The sequence below is a fragment of the Sphingobacterium siyangense genome, assembly GCF_023277505.1.
GTDB classification, from domain to species: domain Bacteria; phylum Bacteroidota; class Bacteroidia; order Sphingobacteriales; family Sphingobacteriaceae; genus Sphingobacterium; species Sphingobacterium siyangense.
The window spans coordinates 477,567-499,160 of sequence record NZ_CP080574.1 but is presented as its reverse complement, the minus strand read 5'-3'; the positions used below and the strand labels follow the sequence as shown (position 1 = coordinate 499,160).

Sequence of the window (21,594 nt, the reverse complement as noted above, 5' to 3'; positions counted from 1 at the left end):
AGATTAGAAATTAAGATTTATTCCAAAGTTGTAGACTTTGAGAATCGGGTACCAATAACCGCTCGTATTTCCCATCTCAGGATCTATACTTAAATCCTTTAAACCTGACCAGGTAAATAGGTTCATCCCTTGCGCATAAACGCGTAATTGGTTCAAACCAATTTTTTTAATAAGATCTTTCGGTAAATTATAACCAATCTCTATATTTTTGAGCCTTAAATATTTAGCATCATATAAAAACAAACTACTGTTGCTATTTTTATTATTCTCGGAATTGCCAATATGTAGAGCGGGGTAAGTTGCCGTTTCGGCCGTTTCCGGTGTCCAACGTCCCATATGAATTGGTCGAACGGAGCCGAGTTTATCTTGATCAAAAGTCGGGAAATCCCATACAGCCGCATCTTTCAATAAAATTGAAGAATTTAACGCTCCTTGAAACAAAAGACTAAAATCAAAACCCTTGTATTGTAGAGATATTGGTAAACCAAATTGAATCTCCGGGCTCCTAGGATTTCCCATCACTGTGCGATCCCCTAAATCTGTAATTTTACCATCACCGTTCAAATCCTTATATACGACATCGCCTGGTCCTACTGTTCCCCAAGGTTGAAAATTACTCTGATTTAATTTGTCCGCCTCGGCCTGATCTCTAACGAAGTGATCGAAAACATAGACAAAATTTTCATAAAGTCGTTTGCCCGTTGCTTGTCTGTATTCATATTGTCGTGGCACCTCTTGTCGGTAGATCAACTTATTTCTGGAAAAGGTGAAATTAGGTTTTAGAGAAAATCTGAAATTATCCCCAATCATGTCGGAATAACTCATCTCAATATCAATACCACGGTTGCGGACCTTTCCAATATTGATCAGCGGAGAGCCTTTACCAACTACGCCAGGAAAACCAATGTCATCCGCTCCTAGTTCGGTAATAATATCATAACGATAATCTTCAAAAACATCAATACTAAAGTTCATCTTATTCTTTAAAAAGCCCATATCGAGACCGATATTGGTTTTTCTAGATTTCTCCCATGTTATATTTTCGTTTGCCAGGCGTCCTTCACGAAGGCCACTTAGTCCATTGTTAAAATTCTGTTCCCCAAAACTATAACCATCTCCTCCCTGAAAAAATGCGAGATATCCGAATCGAGCGTCACCTGGCATTTTATCGTTGCCCACAAGCCCCATCGAGGCTCTAAGCTTTAAAAAGCTAAGCCAGTCTTTGGTATTAGACATGAATTTCTCTTTGCTAACCACCCAACCCAATGCTCCAGCAGGGAAAAATCCATAACGTTTTCCCTCTATAAAATTTTCAGATCCATTGTAACCAAAGTTAAATTCCGCTAAATATTTTTCTAGATAATTATAGGTAAACTGCCCTGTCATACCTTGATAACGAATATCAACACTGGCTCTTGAATTTGTCGCATCATAGACAGACTGGCTTGAGCGATTGAAAAGCAACATCCCAGTCACATTATGCTTATCGTTAAATAGACGATTGTAATTTATTTTTCCTTGAATGAAAGTTCTATTAAAAGGACTACTTTGTGTAAATGAATTTCCAACGGTTTGATCTACCGTATATTTGTTCCCATTTCTGTAAGTACCCTCATAGTATTGCGGATTCATAAAAAGATCGATACCATCTGTAGGCTGAAAAGTTGCATAATTGGGATATACCCTATATCCTTCACTATAGGTACCCAGCTCGCGTCGGACCCATTGTTGCTCTCTAGCATCATAGGAAAATATTCCGTCAACAGAAAGCCCCTTGGTAATAAAATCCATATTCCAGCCGGCAGCAAAACTTCCTTCCAGATAGGTGTTTTTTTCTGTATGATATCCTGATCTAGTCAACTCCCCAAGAACATTAAATCGGTAAATTTGATTACCAAACAACAAGCCCGAGGGATTATTCAGCAGATACCCCTGTGTAGAAGGTTGGCTATTGGGTTCGAGAATAATGGGTAAATAAGGGGGCTGTGTCATTGCCAGAGTCATCAATCTACTTGCGGAAGTTCCAGGTGAAGTTCGATTGGTAATACGAGCCCCTAAATTGAGCTTTACCCACAAGTTTTTAGTAATATTGACATCAATATTGGACCTAAAATTATAGCGCTGAAATTTAGGAGAAACATTATATTTAGATAAATCAACATGGTCATAATTATTATCTTGTCCCATATAACCGCCCATCACAAAATATTTCGCAATATCATTACCACCCCGTATTGATAGATTATATTCATGCTGAGGTGCAGTTCTAAAAATATAATCGAAATAGTCCCAGTTATAACCTAACCCGTCCGAATTATCACCCTTTGCCCTTCGAAAATTGTCTATAGCATCCTTACTAAATAATTTCAAGTTATCGATATTTCCACCAGACAGCTTCGCATCATTCGTTAACGCTTCATTGTAGAGAGTCGCGTAATCTGCAGATCCTAAAAGCTTCGGCAATTGTGCAGGTGTATTTAGTCCATAAGACGCTTTGAAGTCTACGGTTGCTTTATCGGCGGATTGTCCTCGTTTTGTGGTAACAACGATAACCCCATTCGCTCCACGAATTCCGTAGGGTGCCGTAGCTGCTGCATCCTTCAAAATGGAAACAGTCTCAATTTCATCTGGAGCCAAATAGCTCATATCGCGTTCAATTCCATCCACAATTACAATGGGGGATTGATTACCATAAGTTGACTTACCACGAATAAACAATTCTGAACGATCTACTCCTGGCTCTCCTCCAGCATATTGGTTGACAACCAGTCCTGGTAATCTTCCTGCAAGCATGTTATTAATATTTGCTGCAGGACTCTGTACAAGATCCTTAGTCGTAATCGTTGCGACGGCGCCAACAACATTTCTTTTCTTCTGTGTTGTGTATCCAACAACCACAACATCCTCTAGTGCTTTTACATCTTCTACTAGGCTAACCTGTAACGTTGACCTTCCGCCCGCCACAATTTGTTGAGGCTGAAAACCAATATACGAGAAGGTCAATACCGCATCCTTATAGGGAATTTCTATTCGATATCGACCTGATGCATCTGTCTTCGTTGATTTGCCACTCGCCTTAACCACAATGGTGACACCTTGCAAAACTTTCCCTGTCGAACTGTTTAAAACTGTTCCCTCTACAATAATACCCTCTTGTCGGAAACTGAAGTGGCTAGACGCAGCTTTCAATTCGGTCCACAAATTGAACGTGCTACACACCGAAAGCGTAAAAAATAATGGAATTACCTTTCTTTTCATAAATAATAATTAATGATTGGTTTACTAATACAACAATTGGTCGTCAATCAGTTACTTCTTTGAAATGAACACTCCTCCAAAGAAAACAACATTAAGCTGATAAACTAATTCGTTTTAGTAAAATTAAAAAGAAAGAAAAGAGAAAGTTGTTAATCGATTGTTAATGACAATTATTGAAATCGACCTCTAAAATAAATCCCACTTTGTAAACAGTTTTAATAGCAACATACCGCGATCTTTTCAGCATTTTTCTAATCTTGCATATAAAAACATCGAGACTTCGTCCCAAAAAATAATCGTTATCTCCCCAAAGAGCGAGTAAGATCTCCTCTCTTTTCAAAACAACATTCGGTTTATTTGCTAGGAATGCCCAAAGTTCGAATTCACGTGGTGATACTACCTGCCGAGATCTATCATTAAATTCTATTGCGAGTAAATTACGGTTAAGTTTAATGTCACCAATATTGAGTTGTAATTGACAAACAACATGTTGCTTAACCATATAATTTTGAAGTTTCAGAGACAATTCTTCAACATCAAACGGCTTTGTTATATAATCATTGCCCCCTAGACGGAGGCCCTTTAATCGATCTGGTTTAGACAGTCTTGCTGTAAGAAAAAGCACAAACTGGTTTTTATTTAACTGAGAAATATATTCAACGAATTGAAACCCGTCCCAGTTGGGAAGTTGTATATCTACTACAAGTATATCATATTTATCAATCTTATAATAAGATATTCCCTCTTCAGCAGACATTGCATGACTAACATCAAATCCGAAATTTGACAGATAATCTATGAGCATTGTCGCTAAATCAAGATCATCTTCAATCAGCAATATATGTCCATATTTTGGTGTCATCTATTTTATTATTGGTATTGAAATAGAAAATGTTGTTCCAGGTTGGGTATCTGATTTAACGTCAATTTTCCATCTATGAATCCGCATGACTTCCTTTACGAAAAAAAGCCCCAGGCCCAGCCCATTTGAAGAAGCTTCTTGTTTACCCCGATATCCTTTCGTGAAAATATACGGCAATTGGTTATGTGGAATACCTATTCCATTATCTTGTACAGTCATCACCACCGTATCTCTAGCACCAATACTCAAACGAATATGAATACGCTTTATTCGCTCTTTATTATACTTCAGGCCATTATCGACCAAATTGTTTACCGCGGTAACAAACATAAATGGGTTGACAAGCACCCTAGCCTCTTTAACGTTTTGATCCACTAAGATTTGAATCGCCGCACTTTCTGATACTAAAATCGCAAGATCTTGTTCTAATTGATCCATAAGTTCTGCCAAAAAGTGTTCCTCTAGACTCACCTCTTCTTGATTAAACACACTCAAATCAATCGCTTTGTTAACTAATCGATCCAAACGGTTTATCTGACGCATCAAGGTGTCCAAAGTTGTTGACATTTTTAACTTATCATCTTTCGAAACTTTTACCGCCAAATTGGTTAAACCAATTCGTATGGTTGTCAATGGTGTATTGAACTCATGTGTGACATTGTTAATAAAGTCAGAAGCCATTTCTGCCATTCTTTTTTGCTTTATCCAGCTACTATATGTCATCAAATACAACCAAACAATACCAATTATACAGCAGCCCGACAGTAATAATAATGGGAAAATGGATCTTAATACAGAAAAATTTGTATCAATATTTCCAACGTACAACGTAAAAGCCACACGATTTGACATCTTACTATTTGCAGTTATTGCAATCGACGATACTAGATTGTCTTTGTCAATAAATCTAAATTCCCCTCCAATAGGAATATGCTGATCTATGCCAAAGTCCAGGATTGGTATAAAGGTCTTCGCATCAAAAGTCACCGAAACATCTCTCAACACAATGGCATAACCAAAGCCTTCGCCCAAATTGACTTCGGATCTGATGACCTGGAATAGGCTATCCATCGCAGGATGATTTCGAAGCCTCATTATCAAGGTCTTCGCGATACTATCTTTCAGACTATTGAAAGCATTTCTATCGTCTTGATAATAAGCTCTCAGACGAACTAAATGAGGCATTAAGGTTGAATCGACAAGTTTCTGTCCGCCCGGGAATATCTTATCGTTGGAAATATGCTTATCGTAAACAACCTTAATTTCCTTTTTTTCTTTTTGAAATAGTTCGCCTCTTTTGATCTCATATGATCTTGCAATCATGAGATATTGTAATATCAAAAACAAAACTAAGCAACAGATAGCTATCCATTTATATACACCTGACCGTCTCATTTTTGCAAACAGACTATTATTTATTCGGTTTATTGCTCATCTCGAAGATTAATTCACCGCCATTTATAATGCTGCTATAGGGTAATAGAAGATCAGCCAATTTCCGCCCATTTAAGGAAACGGATTTAACGTAAACATTCTTCTCAGACTGGTTACGGGCAACTATAGAAAGACTGCGTCCGTTTTCAAGATTAATTTTTGCCGATTTTACCAAAGGACTGCCAATCCAATAGTTATCTTCCCCAGGTGCCACCGGATAGAAGCCTAATGCAGTAAATAAATACCAAGCAGACATTTGTCCACAGTCATCATTTCCCCCTAAGCCCGCATGACCATTATGATACTGATTCCGTATGATTTGTCTTACACGTGCCTGAGTTTTCCAGGGGCTCTTGGTTATATTGTACAAGTATGCCACATGATGTGAAGGCTCATTTCCGTGCACGTAATTTCCGATAATGCCATCCCGGGTAATATCCTCCGTATGTTCAAAATATTTATCCGGTAATTCCATGGTAAACAGTGAATCCAAATAAGACTCTAAACGTTTTTTACCTCCCATTAATGCCATCATTTCAGTAGGTTGATGCGGTACATACAGGCTGTAATTCCATGAATTACCTTCAATAAATCCTTGTCCATGTGTATCCAAAACATCAAATTTCTCCTGAAATTTACCCGCCGAATTCTTCGGACGCATAAATCCAATAGCGGAATCATAGAGTGATTTCCAACTTTCGGCCCTTTTGGAAAAGGTCGTGTAAATATCCTCTTTTCCCAATTTTTTCGCTAATTGCGCGATACACCAATCGTCATACGCATATTCCAATGTATTAGAAACAGATGTTCCCGATACATCTGCAGGAACATATCCCTTATCTATGTAAGCCCCAATACCCTCATACTGACGTTTATTTGCTGTTTGCACACAAGCTGCTAACGCGGCTTCCGCATCACCTTTGTAAACACCTTTGAGGATAGCATCAACAATAACCGATACGGAATGATAGCCACTCATGCACCAGTTATCATTTGCATAATGGGACCAGATCGGCAACATTTTCAATACACTATGATCATAATGAGCCATCATGGATGCCACAATATCTGCATTACGAGAGGGCTTTATTAGATTCAACAGCGGATGAAAGGCCCTAAAGGTATCCCATAAAGAAAATGAGGTGTAATTCGTAAAGCCTTCAGCACGGTGCACCTCCTGGTCCAACCCTTTATACTCACCATTGCTGTCCATATACACCGTCGGCATTAAGCTTGCATGGTACATAGCTGTATAAAAATTAACAAGGTCTTCCTTGTTCAACATTTCGGCTTCTATTTTATGCAACTCCTTTTCCCAGGCATTTTGCCCTTGCTTAACGTAGCCGTCAAAATTCCAGTCCGGAGCCTCAGCCTCCATATTGGCCAATGCATTCTTCATACTTACTGGACTCAAAGCTACTTTCAGGAGGATGGCTTCTTGTGCTTTTGTATCAAAATCCAAGTGAAGCTTAATATTGTGTGCTGCGAGATCAGGGAAATTGTTCTGTTGATCAAACTTACGCCAAAAACCATTATAGACAGATTTTCCATCTTCATATTTGGCGCCGTAATTCTTAAAGGCTTTTGATGTCTTTATCGCAAAGTATACGGTGCGGGTTCTTGACCAACCGTTTGTCTGGCGGTAGCCTACCAGGGTTGAATCGTTCAAGACCTTGACAACGGTCCAAACATTCTTGCCGTCATAATTATAGATCCCAGCAGTTAAGTCTACAATAAGATGTGAAGCATCCGATTCTTTGAACGTATAACGGTGCAGTCCTACACGTGTTGTTGTCGTTAATTCAGCTTTAATCTGATGTTTATCCAGTAAAACACTGTAATAGTTGGCCTCAGCCCGTTCGTTGGCATGGGAATATGGTGATCGATAACCATCCTGTGGTCGATCAGCTGTACCCGGGTTTAATTGGACTTTTCCTTGTGTCGGCATGATCTGTATATCACCAAGATCGGAGTGACCTGTGCCGCTAAAATGCGTATGGCTAAACCCGACAATCGTCGGATCATCATACTGATAACCAGCACAATATTTATAAACATCACCGTTATATCGCCCATTTACAGCATACGATAATGTATCCGTATCAGGGCTTAATTGTACAGCACCGAATGGAACTGTCGCCCCCGGAAAAGTATGCCCCATTTTCGCCGTACCGATGAGCGGTTTGACATACTGAACTAATTTAGTTTCTTGTGCCTTTAAAAGATATGGGACACTAATTAATCCCAAAAAGACTAAACTTCTGATATTCATCGCTTATGAATTATAGTTTGGGATTTTGGCTATAATCGGCCCACAGCTCATCAATAGTTTTACCCGTCTCCACTTTCCAAAAAGCATCACTATAGCTTTTGCTACGCATCGCCGCATCCAATTTTTTGACAAAATCCTTCTTTACATGTAGATTGATCCAGTACAAAAAGCGCGCTGTAATACGATAAGAATCTGTATATTTCTGCTTTTCGTTATATTCTGGCAGCTTCCAATTTGCTCCAGCATTATCTATTCCATTATCAAATCGCACAAAATCAGCTATCCCCTCGGTAATCCACCAAGGGCCCGCCCCGTCGGGGTATGCTTGGACAATATGCATTACCTCATGGGTAACCACATCAATATCGCCCGGATTTTTGGCAAACCAAGCTGGACTGTAACGGACAATCCCGCCCGCTGTCGCTGCCACACCTTTATAGTCCGGATCAATAACGAAAGACACCTTTTTTATGGTCTTTTTATTATATTTCTTGGCTAGTTTAGGATAGTTTGTAAAATATGCCGCCACCAACCTTTCTTTTAAGGGAGCACTAAAATCTTTGTCTTTATTTATCCAAATCAGGGTGTATCCACCTTTACTGATACTATCAACATCCACAGCCACCTTGCGGTCGTTTTCTGTATGTTTCCAGTTGTCCTGCGCGAAAAGTGAACAAGAGTATACCAAGCCAAATACGGTAACAACTACTTTTAAGTTTTTAAAGTTTATCATAACCCAGTGATTATTTCTTTTTGTTCGATTTCAACTTGATATTTGTTTGCAAATCCGTTGTCATTGAATAAGGCGCTGAATTTTTGGACGATCCCCTCGTATAATTGGGTTTTGCCGCCATGTCAAAATTAAGTGTGCCACCTTCATGCAATGCTTTGTGACTTAACCAGTTTTTACCATAATCCTTACCATTCATTTGCAATGTATTTACATATACATTTTCAGCTGAGTTCTTTGGTGCATCAATGGTCAATGTCTTACCATTTTCAAATGTTAAGGTCGCTTTTTTAAATAATGGAGCTCCGAGCACATATTCATCCGTCGCCGGACAAACCGGATAGAATCCAAGCGCTGAAAAGACATACCATGCAGAGGTTTGACCATTATCTTCATCACCACAATAGCCATCAGGTGTAGGTTTATACATTCGATCCATCACTTGACGCACCCAATATTGTGTTTTCCAAGGTTGGCCAGCGTAATTATACAAATATGGCATATGCTGAATTGGCTGATTACCATGTGCATATTGCCCCATATTCGCAACTTGCATTTCACGTATTTCATGGATAATACCACCATAATAGCTATCGTCGAAATCTGGCGACTGAACAAACACCGAATCCAACATGCTCACAAAAGTCTTCTCTCCTCCCATCAGATCGATCAGCCCCTGAACATCGTGAAATACACTCCACGAATAATGCCAGCTATTTCCTTCTGTGAATGCGTCACCCCATTTTAATGGATTAAAAGGAGCCTGGAATTTTCCATCTTTATTCTTTCCACGCATAAGATTGGTCGATGGATCAAATAAATTCTTATAGTTCTGTGCACGCTTAGCATACAAATCAATTTCAGCCTTCGGACGGTTCAATGCTTTTGCCAATTGGTAGATCGTGAAATCGTCATAGGCATATTCCAATGTACGCGCTGCATTTTCATTGATTTTAACATCATATGGCACATAACCCAAACTATTATAATATTCCACCCCTTTTCTTCCAACCGCACTCATTGGTCCTTCGTTATTAGCACCGTGTTGTAAAGCCTCGTATAACTTATTGATATCATAACCGCGCAATCCCTTCATATAAGCATCCGAAACCACCGAAGCGGAATTATTACCCACCATGATATCAGCATATCCTGGACTGCTCCATTCAGGAAGGAAGCCCCCTTCTAAATACGCGTTAAGTAAACCTTCTTGCATCTCCTTATTAATGGAAGGATACATAAAGTTTAAGAATGGGTACAACGCTCTAAAAGTGTCCCAAAAGCCTGTCCCTCCAAATAAATAACCAGGAAGTGTTTTTCCATTATATGGACTGTAATGTACAGCCTTTCCTTGCGCATCAATTTCATATAACTTGTTCGGGAAAAATAAAGTCCGATACATGGTCGAATAAAACGTGCGCAACTGATCGATATCATCACCTTCTACTTTAATTTTCCCTAAGGTCGAATTCCAGATCTGACGTCCGTCTTCTTTTATTTGATCAAAAGATTTGTTACCTAACTCATTTAAGTTTAATAAGGCTTGTTCGGCACTGATAAAGGAAGACGCTACTTTCACCTGCACTGGTTTTGTTTTGTCTTTTACCTTAAACCCGACGATTGCACCAGTGTGATCACCTTTGATCTGAAGTTGTCCATCCTTCTTCTCTTTGCCTTCCCAAGTAGCGACACTTGCAAAAGGTTGATCAAAAACCAAAACAAAATAATTCTTGAAATTAGCTGGCAGTGGACCGCGTGCATATTTCGAAGAATAACCAATTATCATATTTTTTTCTGGAATAATCTGAACTTCAGATCCCTTTTCATAAGCATCCAAAACAATATAAGCATCGTCTGTTTTATTAAACGAGATCCTAAACATGGCTGCGCGTTCTGTTGGTGTCATCTCTGCAGTCACATCGTGATCCGCTAGATAAACCGAATAATAATACGGTTTTACAATCTCCGCTTTATGCGAAAACCAGCTCGCACGTTCATCTTGATCAAATACAGGCTTTCCAGTTACAGGCATGATAGAAAAAACACCGTAATCATTCATCCAGGGTGATGGCTGGTGAGTCTGTTTTAAACCACGAATCTTATCAGCGGTATATTGATACTGCCATCCGTCGCCATTTTTCCCTGTTTGTGGTGTCCACATATTCATTCCCCAAGGTCTCGCAATCGAGGGATAGGTGTTACCATTGGACAACTCAAATTTGGATTCGGTACCCATTAATGGATTAACAAGATCGACAGCTTCTAGCTGCTGTCCTCTAAATTTCTGAGCCAAAACCGGTTTTGCGTAAAACAAACCCAAAGACAATAACGACCCTAGAAAAACACTTAAAGATTTCTTCATTATTTAGGATATATAAAAATATTTCTACTAAAACGTATTAGTAAAGATATAAAAAAGAATATTAAATCAAAATAAAGACCTGGAATTGGACAAACACGTCTTATGATTTTTACAATTCAATTTCTATATATTCTTTTGTTGTCCCATTTTAGCGTCGCATCAATTTCGCTGAGATGATATATTCTTTTGGTGTGGATATCCCTTGATCTATTTCCTTTAACAAAACTTTTACACAAGTTTTAGCCAGAGCTTCCAATGGTTGTTGAATACAGGAAATTTTAGGATTCAAAATATCAAATAATTCATGGTCATCAAAAGAAAACATCGGAAAATTATAGCTATTCTCAGGTGCCGACCGTAATACCTTCAATCCGAGGATACAAAGATAATTTGTGGTAAAAAATAGACCATCTAAGCCTATCTGCTTAGCTGCCCAATTTTTCAACATACGTGAACCTTTCTGCTTCAGGTGCTGATAAGTTAATTGCAATATGCGAGGTTCCATTCCGTATGTATCACAAAACTCCAAATAAGCACGTTTACGCGCCAGCATTTGTGGTTGATCCGAATCGATGGTTACCAGTCCAAAATTTCTACAACCAATAGATTTCAAATAGTCACATGCATTCTTCCCACTAACTTCATTGTCAATATGTACATAATGGGTTTCCACTGTTGGAGAATTTCTATCAAAAACTACCAACGGGACCTTATGCTCCAATATTTTGCGCTGATAATCTTCCAGATCTACTGTCGGGGCCAAAATAATACCCTCTACTTTCTTTTCCAACATCGAATCGATGATATCGCGTGCGTTTTGCGAATCTCCAAGCGTACTACTGTAGAGGACGTGATAATCTTTCTTTCGGAACAATTCCTCTACATACAGTGCAAATGGACCAAAAAAAGAATCCCCAATATTCTCTACAATTAGCCCAATGGTATTTGACCGCCCCGTTGCTAAACTCTTAGCGAGAGCATTGGGTTTATAGCCAACTTTTTCAACGTATGCAAGTACGCGATTTTCCAATTCCTTGCTAATGCGTGCTCGCTCGGCTTTGTGGTTAATGACTAACGAAACAGTTGATTTAGACACATTGAGTTCCTGTGCTATTTCTTTAATTGATTTGGCCATAAGAGCATTTTCATAAAATTAGGGTGAAATTAGAAAATAAATATGAACATATCGGAGATTACAATTGATAGCACACAATAAATTATTACACAATCGTGTGCGCGGGAGTCAAAAAAGGATCAGATTGACAATGAAGACTGTTTAACTAACACTATTATACTTCTATGAATGAAGACCGATATGACCTAAAAGATATTTTTGCTTAGATTTAAACTTCATTCTTTATGAATAGCAAATGTCTATTACAAATAGATGTATAAAAAAGGAATACAAACCATTATTGATAACCATCAGAATTTCTTAAAAGATTAAGATGACCATTATCTAAATTAGTGGCCTATCCTAACCAACAAAGAGATTTGATTTGACGAATGAACTAGATGCAAATGAAAACACGTTTTATGTTATCTTTTCTGATGATGTTAACAGCTATGGCTGTAGCGCAAGAGAAAGACAAAAGACCCAATATCATACTTATTATGGCGGATGATCTTGGTTATGGAGACCTTGGGGTATATGGTCAGCAAAAAATTGAAACGAGGCATATTGATTCATTGGCTGCTAAAGGAATGAAATTTGATAACTTCTACGCTGGTACATCTGTATGCGCTCCGTCGCGGTCATCGTTAATGACAGGACAGCACACCGGCCATACCTATATACGCGGTAACAAAGAAATTGAGCCCGAAGGACAACAACCTCTAGCCGACTCTGTACAAACTTTTGCTATGCTTCTACAACAGGCAGGATATACAACCGGTGCCTTTGGAAAATGGGGACTTGGCATGGTCCATACAACAGGTGCTCCTGATCAAAAAGGATTCGATGAATTCTATGGCTATAACTGCCAACGTCAATCCCATCGCTACTACCCAACTCACCTCTGGCATAATAACGAAAGGATAGAACTCCATGGCAATGGTTTAATGGCCCAAGGGCAGTATGCACCGGCATTAATCCAAGAAAAGACCTTGAAATTTATTGATGAAAATAAAGAAAAACCTTTTTTCCTTTATGTACCTACAGTTCTTCCTCACGCCGAATTATCAGGTCCGGATGACAAATATTATCAATTATATGCAGACAGGTTTGATGAAAAACCACATAAAGGAAATGACTATGGCCCACAAGCGACTGTTCCCGGTTACGCTTCGGTAGAAAAACCGCATGCCATGTATGCGAGTATGGTAAGCCGTATGGATGCTTATGTCGGTCAAATTGTTGATAGGTTACGCGAGAACAAGCTATTGGATAATACAATTATCATTTTCACGAGCGACAACGGATCGCACAAGGAAGGCGGAGCCGATCCCAATTTTTTCAATAGCTCTGGCGGGTTACGCGGCAACAAACGCGACCTCTATGAAGGTGGCATCAAGACTCCTTTCATTGTTTATTGGCATGGAAAAGTTGCCGAAGGGAAAACCTCAAACTACCTGGGCGCTTTTTGGGATATTATGCCTACGATGGTCGAGCTTGCCGGGACAAAAAAACCGCGTTATACAGACGGAATTTCATTTTTACCAACGCTGCTAGGTAAAAACAAACAACAAAAACAGCACCAATACCTGTACTGGGAATTTCATGAAGATGGGGGTCGTCAAGCCCTGCGCCAAGGAGATTGGAAACTTATCTTACAAAAAGTTACAAGTAGCCAACCTACAGCCGAACTATATAATCTCAAACAAGATCCAAAAGAACAACACAATATTGCCCAGGAAAACCCAACGAAAGTAAAAGAATTACGTCAGCTGATTGAAAAAGCGCATGTCGAAAGTGGTATTTTCCCATTGACAAGTGTAAACACGCACAAAAAATAAAACTAAGGTTTGGGGAGTAGCTAACTGAGTGTTATTCCCCAAAAAATGATTAAAGTCACTGAAAATATAGCAATGTAGTAAGACCGCTAAAAAATACAGATTATCTTTCCTGTGACAAGAAATCATATTTTTTTCACTAAGTTTACTGCCCGAGTACACCCATGAAAAATCAAAAATCATATCAATATCACGAACTTCTCCCTCTTATACGCCAAGGGGACCAACGAGCATTTGTTATATTATATGATCTATTTACGCCCGATTTAATTGCTTTTATTGCAAAAAAAGTTGCTAACAGTGAAGTCGCTGAAGATATACTGCACGACCTTTTTATGTCAGTATGGAAAAATCGGGAAATGATTGAACAAATAGAATCTCTCCCGGCCTATCTATTTAGCTCCTGTAGATACCTCATCCTTGCTCATTATCGCAAAAATTTAAAATTAAAGGTATCATCTCTCGATTTTGAGGAGCTCGAACTGGAAGATGAAACCGTTGCAATAGAAGATAAACTCTATTACCGTTATATCATCGATATTGTCACCAAAGAAGTCGAAAACCTTCCCGAAAAGTGCCGAGAAGTATTTAAATTGAGCCGTGACTTCTACATGAGCAACAAAGCTATTGCCCAGCAGCTTAATATCAGCGAGTCTACCGTTGAAAAACACATTAATAAAGCAATCAAACATCTTCGAGCAGCGACAAGCCATTTATTTCATTTTACACTGTTTTTCTAGTCAACACCCGCCCCTTTTTAACAGGCATTTTCATAGATATTTTACCCATTTTAAAAAAAACATTTTTTTTCATTTTCGACTAGAGGTTCCACCTTATTTTACACACTTGTATAGTAACTGACCATTCCAATGGAACCTGTTATGAATCAAATGAACGAAATATACAAGCTGATTTCCGTCTTCTTGAACAGGAAGGATACTGTTCAAAATAGAAAAGAACTACTCGACTGGTTTGAAAAACAGTCCGAAAATGGCATTTCTGAGACCGAATTTGCGGATATTCAAAATAATGCAAAAAAGAGCCTTATCAAGGAAATACAAAATCCGACAAGAAAGATTATACAGCTTCGTACAGTCAGGTATATAGCAATCGCCGCCAGCATACTGCTGATTGGTTTTTCGATCTTACAATTCTGGCCAAAGCCCGAGATCTTAGCGACCACAGCGCAATTGGCATCAATCCCGCCCGGTAAAGAAAGAGCAATCATTATCTTGGGAAATGGTAAACGAATAGATCTCGAACATCTTTCGCTCAATCAAAGTATACAAACAGGCGATGTCATTATAAAAAAGGATGGTAAGGGACAAATCAGCTATCATGATGTTAAAACAGGACAAATAAGTATACAAAAAAATAGCATGTATACGCCAAAGGGTGCCACCTATGACCTGACCTTATCGGATGGCACATTAGTGACACTAAATGCTGATTCGAAAATCTCTTACCCTACCTCCTTTGATAATGGAAACAGAGAAGTTGAATTACAGGGTGAAGCCTACTTTCATGTACAGAAAACAACCAATCAAAGCAAATTTATCGTTAAAACACGTGGTCAGAAAATTGAAGTTCTTGGAACCCGCTTCAATGTCAACGCATACCCTGAAACAGATAGAACACAAACAACCTTAGAGGAAGGTTCTGTGGTAGTCTCAGCACAAGATGTACCTCAATCCAATCTTTACCTAAAACCAAATGAGCAGGCTACTCTGCAACATGGCACACTAAATTCCCGCCACATAGATCTCGAAGAAGTATTAAGTTGGAAAAAAGGTCAGTTTTATTTCAATGGTAATAACACGGAAGAGGTAATGCAACAAATTGCCCGCTGGTATAATATTGACATTACGTACAGACGAAGTAAAAGCAAAGAACAATACACGGGTACAATTCCCCGCAATCTAAGCTTAAACAAATTGATTGAGCTGCTCAATTTTGCGGATATCAATACAAAAGCTTTGGTGGGTGACAACAGCCGAATTAAATTAATCATTACATAACCAATTGCTAAAATTATGACAAGTACAAAACTGCCACCATAAATCCTTATTGATATACCAATAAAAAACGGACCCTGTTGGCGCAGAATCCGTAGTAGTAATTGGTATTAAAGCATCGTATAACATCTCAATTATTAATACATTAAAACCAAACGAATTTAATGAAATTTTCAATAACTCCGTTTATGAAGAAGGAGAGGGATTTTCATGAAGGTTTGTTGGGCGTTCACATGACGCCTAATAAAAGCCTTAAAAGTGAAAAACAAATACCTTTTTTTGCGCGACCATTACCTAGATCTCTTATGAGGGTCAACTTAATCACTTTATTGATCGGCATAGGACTATCCCAAGTGGATGCTCATACCTATGCACAGCAAATTACGCTTAAAAAGCATAATGCGAGTCTTCAAGTTATTTTAAAAGATCTTGAGAAACAAAGTGGATATACTTTCTTCTATAAAAAGAATGAAATATCCGCCAATAAAGACATCTCTATCGATGTAAAAAACCAGCCATTTTCACAGGTTTTAAAAATTGTATTGGGGAATGCAAATTTTACTTACGATTTCTTTGACAAAACAATTGTCATTAAGAAAAAAAATGAACCGCTGAGAGATGACCTTAACAAGATTATTAGCAAACCAATAATCAATAAGAGTTTAGACCTACAGCAAGAAACTCAAGTAACAGGCTCTGTCAGTGACACCTTAGGTAGAAAACTTACCGGTGTAAGTGTAAGTATCAAAGGGAAATCAGGCCATGGTACAGCAACAGATATCAATGGAGCTTTTGTACTAAAAGTACCCGCCAATGCGACCCTGATTTTCACAATGGTTGGATATGACCCACAGGAAGTTGCTATTAACGGAAGATCAAAATTTGACATCATATTAAAAGAATCTGCATCAAGTTCCATTGATGAAGTCGTTGTTACAGCATTTGGTCAACGCTCCAAGAAGAGCGACCTTATTGGTTCCGTTTCATCACTTAGCCCCAAAGAATTACGTGCACCGGTAAGCAATCTTACGGCAGCATTACAAGGCAAAGTTGCCGGTGTCGTTTCATTTCAACGTAGCGGAGAGCCGGGAGGCGATAATGCCGATTTCTTCATCAGAGGTGTAGGAACTTTTGGAACAAATAACAAGCCGTTAATCCTTGTCGATAACATGGAGGTCACAGCGGATGATTTGGCACGTATCCCAGTTGATGACATCGAAAACTTTTCGATCTTACGTGATGCCACCGCATCAGCCGTGTATGGCTCTCGTGGAGCAAACGGAGTTGTCCTCGTGACAACAAAGGTAGGACGTGACGGACCTGCAACGATCAGCTTTAGAGCCGAACAACGAATATCAACACCTACCCAAACGTTGAAATTTGCTGATCCTGTCACTTGGATGAAAATGTACAACGAAGCTGTTACAACTCGTGACCCCTTGGGAGTAGAACCTTATGGGCAATATAAAATTGAACGCACCGCTGCTGGAGATGATCCTATCACCTACCCAGCAGTAGATTGGCTCAATGCCCTCACTAAGAAGACCACAACAACCCAAAACTACAACTTAAGTGTATCTGGTGGTGGACAAATTGCAACTTATAACGTGAGTGGAAATTTTACCAATGACAATGGTCTACTTAAAATGGATGCTTTGAACAACTTTAACAATAACGTTAATTTCAAAGTGATGAACCTGCGGAGCAATATTGGTATCAACTTAACCAAATCAACATTCGCTATGGTTCGCACCGTGGCCAATCTGCAAAACTACAGTGGTCCACCGACAAATGGAGCAGAGGCCTACAATCTTGCACTTCGTGCAAATCCTGTTTTATTTCTCCCTGTATATCAAGCCGGTCCTAGTCAGTCCTATATTCAGCATCCACTCTTCGGAAATGCCGATAAGGGACAGTATGCCAACCCTTACGCACAGATTATGCGCGGATACTCGGAAAGAAAGCGAAGTGATATTCAGGTACAATTGGAATTAAAACAAGATTTTTCAACAATTCTTTTGGAAGGTCTAAATTATAGAGGACTCTTTAATCTAAGCAGAAATTCTTATTTTGCCCAATCACGCCAGTACAACCCGTTTTATTATGAGCCAATAGGAACCGATCCAAAAAACAACTCTTTGCTCTTTCGCGAGATCAATCCTGAAACAGGAACAGAATATCTCGACTTTGTTCCTGGAGAAAGAACCCAATCCGCTGTTTTCTATATGGAGAATCAGCTCTCCTATCAACGGACCTTTAATGAGAAGCATAATGTATTTGGAATGTTGATCAACACCATTCGGGATAATGTCAAAACACCCGTCGACAATAACATTTCCCTAATCAATACGCTTCCAAACAGAAATGTGTCCTTATCAGGTAGTTTCACCTATGGTTATGATAATCGTTATCACGCTCAATTTGCTTTTGGGTACAATGGCTCGGAGAAGTTTTCGGACAAATTTCGTTGGGGATTTTTCCCTTCCTTCGGTTTAGCGTGGAATGTCTCCAATGAGCAGTTTTTCGAACCAATTAAGGACGTCGTCAGTAATTTAAAATTCCGCTTCACTCGTGGTATTCTCGGGAATGACCAGATACTTGATACTCGATTCTTCTATCTTTCAGATGTCAACCTTAATAGCACAGACTATGGTTATTCCTTTGGATTACCTGCCGAGTCAGGGCGTAGAACCGTCAACGGTATTGTGGTCAATCGGTATGCCAACCCCGACATTAGATGGGAAATTTCCAAACAAACCAATTTAGGAATTGACTTAAGCTTATTTAAAGGCGCATTAACATTTACAGGTGATTTTTATCAGCAAGAACGCGACAATATCGTTCAAGCACGTTCATTATCCTCAATCAATGGTCTAACCGCCTCTGTTTTTGCCAATGTCGGGAAATATAAGAGTAAGGGATTTGACGGAGAATTGGTCTACAATAAGTCTGTTAACAGTGATTTATGGTTCCAAGGTAGAGGAACATTCACTTTTGCAACTGGGGAATATGCATTTTTCGAAGAGCCCGCGTATAAAAACGAGTACCGTCAACGTCAAGGAACTTCTGTCAGCAATCAGTTCGGTTATATAGCGGAGCGCTTGTTTATTGATGACAACGAAGTCTATAATAGTCCTGCCCAAGAATTCGGATCAACAGTCCGTGGTGGAGATATCAAATACTTGGACGTTAACCGAGATGGTTTAATCAATGACGACGACCGCATGCCAATTGGCTATCCTACGACTCCAGAAATAAATTATGGATTTGGTTTAAGCACTGGCTATAAAGGTTTCGACTGCTCGTTCTTTTTTAGCGGAGTTGGAAGAACATCGTTATTTATTAATCCAACAACGAATAATACGAGCAGTCCATTGAGTCGAGGAATTGCTCCATTCGGTGTTGAAACATCACCCAACGCTGTCTTCCAAGAATGGGCAAATAACTATTGGTCCGAAGACAATAAAAATATCTATGCAGCATGGCCTCGTTTAAGCGTAATGCCAATGGCCAACAATACGGTTCAAAGTACTTTTTGGATGCGTAATGGCAGTCTGCTTCGGTTAAAACAAGTCGAATTAGGCTACACATTCAACAAAAAACTAACGCAACGATACAAATTCAAAAACCTACGTATTTATGCCAGTGCAACAAATCTATTGCGATTTAGCTCTTTCAAATTATGGGATCCTGAAATGGGTGGTAATGCGCTAAACTATCCGCTGCAAAGGGTATTTAACATTGGTATTAATGCTAATTTATAAGAAACTATGAAAATGAGATTTAAGAAAAGTATAATCGCGCTAGGGTTGTTCGTAGGTCTTTCGACCTCCTGTAATAAGTTTCTGGATGTTGTTCCAGATAATGCACCTGTACTCGACCAAGCATTTGCAATGCGTACAATGGCCGAGCGTTATTTAGTGACTTGCTATAGTCAATTACCACAAAGCTTTTCGATGACCAATAACCCAGGCTGGCTCTCTGGAGATGAATTTTGGTTAAACTCCGAATCGACCTATTCGGGGTACTTCAATTGGAGAATCGCTTTGGGTAACCAAAATGGCGACACCCCCCTATTAAATGCTTGGGATGGGAACAATGGTGCAACAAATCTTTGGGTGGGTATCACAAACTGTAATACATTTCTCGACAATATTATGTCGGTACCGGATATGACAGACGAAGAGAAACAGATGTGGATCTCAGAAGTCAAATTTCTGAAAGCCTACTATCACTTTCTCCTAATGAAACAGTATGGTCCAGTACCTATCCGAGACAAGAATATCCCTATCTATGATAGCCCGGGATCTTCTCAGTTGCCTCGAAATAGTGTAGATGAATGCTTCAACTATGTTATCGGTATGATTGATGAATCCATCCCCAATTTAATGGATGACGTTACTGCGGTGAACAGTGAAACAGGACGCATCACAAAAATCGTCGCCAAAGCAATGAAGGCTGAGATATTGGTTTATGCCGCCAGCCCTCTTTTCAATGGAAATGTTGGTACGGAAGCTTCTATTAAAAACAGCGATGGGAAAGAGTTATTTAACCATACCTATTCGGCTGAAAAATGGCAATTGGCAGCAAAAGCTTGTAAAGAAGCCATCGATTTTGCTACTGAACATGGCAAGAAATTGCATACCTGGACGCCCACTGGAGGATTCACACCTCAAGCGAGTACACAGTTTCAAATGAATATTCGAGAAGCATATAACGAAAATACCGACAACCCTGAAGTATTATGGCTAGATACGAAATCAACAGCCAATGGAACCATTCAAGGTTATTTTATGCTGCCTCGATATACCGCCAATGCAACGTCGGGAACCTTGTTGGGCTTTATGTCTGCGACTCTAAATATTGTGGAGAAATTCTATTCCAACAATGGAGTACCTATTGAGGAAGATATTACTTATCCATATACATCGAGATTTGATTTGATTACAGTTCCCAACACAGATGCTTATAAATATGATTTGGTCGCCGGGAAACAAACAGCCCGAATGAATTTAAATCGAGAAAACCGGTTTTATGGAACCTTAATGTTTGATGCCGGACGTGTCTTTATGTTGCAAGCCGGTTCGGACGCAAATGCCTACAATATTGATCTCAAATATTCGGGATCTTCAGGAAAAGTGGACCCCACACGATTCAATTGGACAGGATACGCCTCAAAAAAACATTATAATTATCGAAGTACAGTCGGTGCAAGTAATGCATATACTGCGCGGTTGTTTGGCCATCCCATTATGCGTTTAGCCAATCTTTACCTTTATTATGCAGAAGCACTAAATGAAGCAAATGGCCCCTCAGCAGAGGTATATTCCTTCATTGATGCTGTCCGAACGCGCAGTGGTCTTAAAGGTGTAGTAGAATCTTGGCAAAATTTCTCCTCTTGGCCAAACAAACCTGCAACAAAAGATGGACTTCGTGAAATTATCAAACGTGAACGTACAAATGAGTTTGCTTTGGAAGGTGTACGTTTTTGGGATCTTCGCCGTTGGAAAGATGCAGTCAAAGAACTAAACAATCCAATTTTAGGATGGGATATCAATCAATCATCCGAAGGCTCTTACTATCGGACAACACTATTATATACACGGTCATTCATGGATCGGGATTACTTTTGGCCATTGAGCTTAAATGAAAGAAGACGTAACCCAAATCTTGTCCAAAGTGCAGGATGGTAATTTAAATTACAAATAT

The 21,594-nt window shown here is 39.2% G+C and carries 12 protein-coding genes; 5 read left to right on the top strand and 7 right to left on the bottom strand.

The window, feature by feature from the left end:
* Positions 1 to 3: 3 nt before the first annotated feature.
* The 7 genes from K2F45_RS01950 to K2F45_RS01920 form a co-directional block, all read right to left on the bottom strand.
* Positions 4 to 3,258, bottom strand: a complete 3,255-nt coding sequence (locus K2F45_RS01950; protein ID WP_248932961.1) for a SusC/RagA family TonB-linked outer membrane protein — start codon at positions 3,256 to 3,258, stop codon at positions 4 to 6.
* Between the two features lie 160 nt (positions 3,259 to 3,418).
* Positions 3,419 to 4,120: a response regulator transcription factor gene (locus K2F45_RS01945; RefSeq protein ID WP_248932960.1), complete on the bottom strand. Its 702-nt coding sequence runs from the start codon at positions 4,118 to 4,120 to the stop codon at positions 3,419 to 3,421.
* The gene (locus K2F45_RS01940) at positions 4,121 to 5,443 is read right to left on the bottom strand and encodes a sensor histidine kinase (RefSeq protein WP_248932959.1); all 1,323 of its coding nucleotides are present in this window, start codon (positions 5,441 to 5,443) and stop codon (positions 4,121 to 4,123) included.
* Positions 5,444 to 5,531: 88 nt separating this feature from the next.
* Positions 5,532 to 7,826 (bottom strand): GH92 family glycosyl hydrolase, encoded by a 2,295-nt coding sequence (locus K2F45_RS01935; protein ID WP_248932958.1) that lies wholly within the window; start codon positions 7,824 to 7,826, stop codon positions 5,532 to 5,534.
* 10 nt (positions 7,827 to 7,836) lie between these two features.
* Positions 7,837 to 8,559: a basic secretory family protein gene (locus K2F45_RS01930; protein WP_248932957.1), complete on the bottom strand. Its 723-nt coding sequence runs from the start codon at positions 8,557 to 8,559 to the stop codon at positions 7,837 to 7,839.
* Positions 8,560 to 8,569: 10 nt separating this feature from the next.
* Positions 8,570 to 10,918: a GH92 family glycosyl hydrolase gene (locus K2F45_RS01925; RefSeq protein ID WP_201666723.1), complete on the bottom strand. Its 2,349-nt coding sequence runs from the start codon at positions 10,916 to 10,918 to the stop codon at positions 8,570 to 8,572.
* A 148-nt stretch (positions 10,919 to 11,066) separates the two neighbouring features.
* Positions 11,067 to 12,053, bottom strand: a complete 987-nt coding sequence (locus K2F45_RS01920) for a LacI family DNA-binding transcriptional regulator (protein WP_075990748.1) — start codon at positions 12,051 to 12,053, stop codon at positions 11,067 to 11,069.
* A 386-nt stretch (positions 12,054 to 12,439) separates the two neighbouring features.
* Between K2F45_RS01920 and K2F45_RS01915 the strand changes: the two genes are divergently transcribed.
* The 5 genes from K2F45_RS01915 to K2F45_RS01895 all read left to right on the top strand — a co-directional run bounded on the left by K2F45_RS01915 (position 12,440) and on the right by K2F45_RS01895 (position 21,578).
* Positions 12,440 to 13,873 carry an arylsulfatase gene (locus tag K2F45_RS01915; protein ID WP_075990747.1) on the top strand — a complete coding sequence of 478 codons (1,434 nt, stop codon included), beginning with the start codon at positions 12,440 to 12,442 and terminating at the stop codon, positions 13,871 to 13,873.
* 161 nt (positions 13,874 to 14,034) lie between these two features.
* Positions 14,035 to 14,610 (top strand): RNA polymerase sigma factor, encoded by a 576-nt coding sequence (locus K2F45_RS01910; RefSeq protein WP_248932956.1) that lies wholly within the window; start codon positions 14,035 to 14,037, stop codon positions 14,608 to 14,610.
* A gap of 150 nt (positions 14,611 to 14,760) precedes the next feature.
* Positions 14,761 to 15,888 (top strand): FecR family protein, encoded by a 1,128-nt coding sequence (locus K2F45_RS01905; protein ID WP_248932955.1) that lies wholly within the window; start codon positions 14,761 to 14,763, stop codon positions 15,886 to 15,888.
* A gap of 302 nt (positions 15,889 to 16,190) precedes the next feature.
* On the top strand, positions 16,191 to 19,649 hold the full coding sequence (locus tag K2F45_RS01900; RefSeq protein WP_248932954.1) for a TonB-dependent receptor: 3,459 nt from the start codon (positions 16,191 to 16,193) through the stop codon (positions 19,647 to 19,649).
* A 12-nt stretch (positions 19,650 to 19,661) separates the two neighbouring features.
* A complete protein-coding gene (locus K2F45_RS01895) occupies positions 19,662 to 21,578 on the top strand; it encodes a RagB/SusD family nutrient uptake outer membrane protein (protein ID WP_248932953.1) in 1,917 nt (638 codons plus the stop codon).
* Positions 21,579 to 21,594 lie beyond the last annotated feature (16 nt).

Excerpts from the sequence above, each read along its gene's own strand:
- K2F45_RS01925 (WP_201666723.1), bottom strand. The coding sequence starts at position 10,918 with ATGAAGAAATCTTTAAGTGTTTTTCTAGGGTCGTTATTGTCTTTGGGT.
- K2F45_RS01900 (WP_248932954.1), top strand. The coding sequence starts at position 16,191 with ATGAGGGTCAACTTAATCACTTTATTGATCGGCATAGGACTATCCCAA.
- K2F45_RS01940 (WP_248932959.1), bottom strand. The coding sequence starts at position 5,443 with ATGATTGCAAGATCATATGAGATCAAAAGAGGCGAACTATTTCAAAAA.
- K2F45_RS01930 (WP_248932957.1), bottom strand. The coding sequence starts at position 8,559 with ATGATAAACTTTAAAAACTTAAAAGTAGTTGTTACCGTATTTGGCTTG.
- K2F45_RS01935 (WP_248932958.1), bottom strand. The coding sequence starts at position 7,826 with ATGAATATCAGAAGTTTAGTCTTTTTGGGATTAATTAGTGTCCCATAT.
- K2F45_RS01945 (WP_248932960.1), bottom strand. The coding sequence starts at position 4,120 with ATGACACCAAAATATGGACATATATTGCTGATTGAAGATGATCTTGAT.
- K2F45_RS01895 (WP_248932953.1), top strand. The coding sequence starts at position 19,662 with ATGAGATTTAAGAAAAGTATAATCGCGCTAGGGTTGTTCGTAGGTCTT.
- K2F45_RS01950 (WP_248932961.1), bottom strand. The coding sequence starts at position 3,258 with ATGAAAAGAAAGGTAATTCCATTATTTTTTACGCTTTCGGTGTGTAGC.
- K2F45_RS01905 (WP_248932955.1), top strand. The coding sequence starts at position 14,761 with ATGAACGAAATATACAAGCTGATTTCCGTCTTCTTGAACAGGAAGGAT.
- K2F45_RS01910 (WP_248932956.1), top strand. The coding sequence starts at position 14,035 with ATGAAAAATCAAAAATCATATCAATATCACGAACTTCTCCCTCTTATA.
- K2F45_RS01920 (WP_075990748.1), bottom strand. The coding sequence starts at position 12,053 with ATGGCCAAATCAATTAAAGAAATAGCACAGGAACTCAATGTGTCTAAA.
- K2F45_RS01915 (WP_075990747.1), top strand. The coding sequence starts at position 12,440 with ATGAAAACACGTTTTATGTTATCTTTTCTGATGATGTTAACAGCTATG.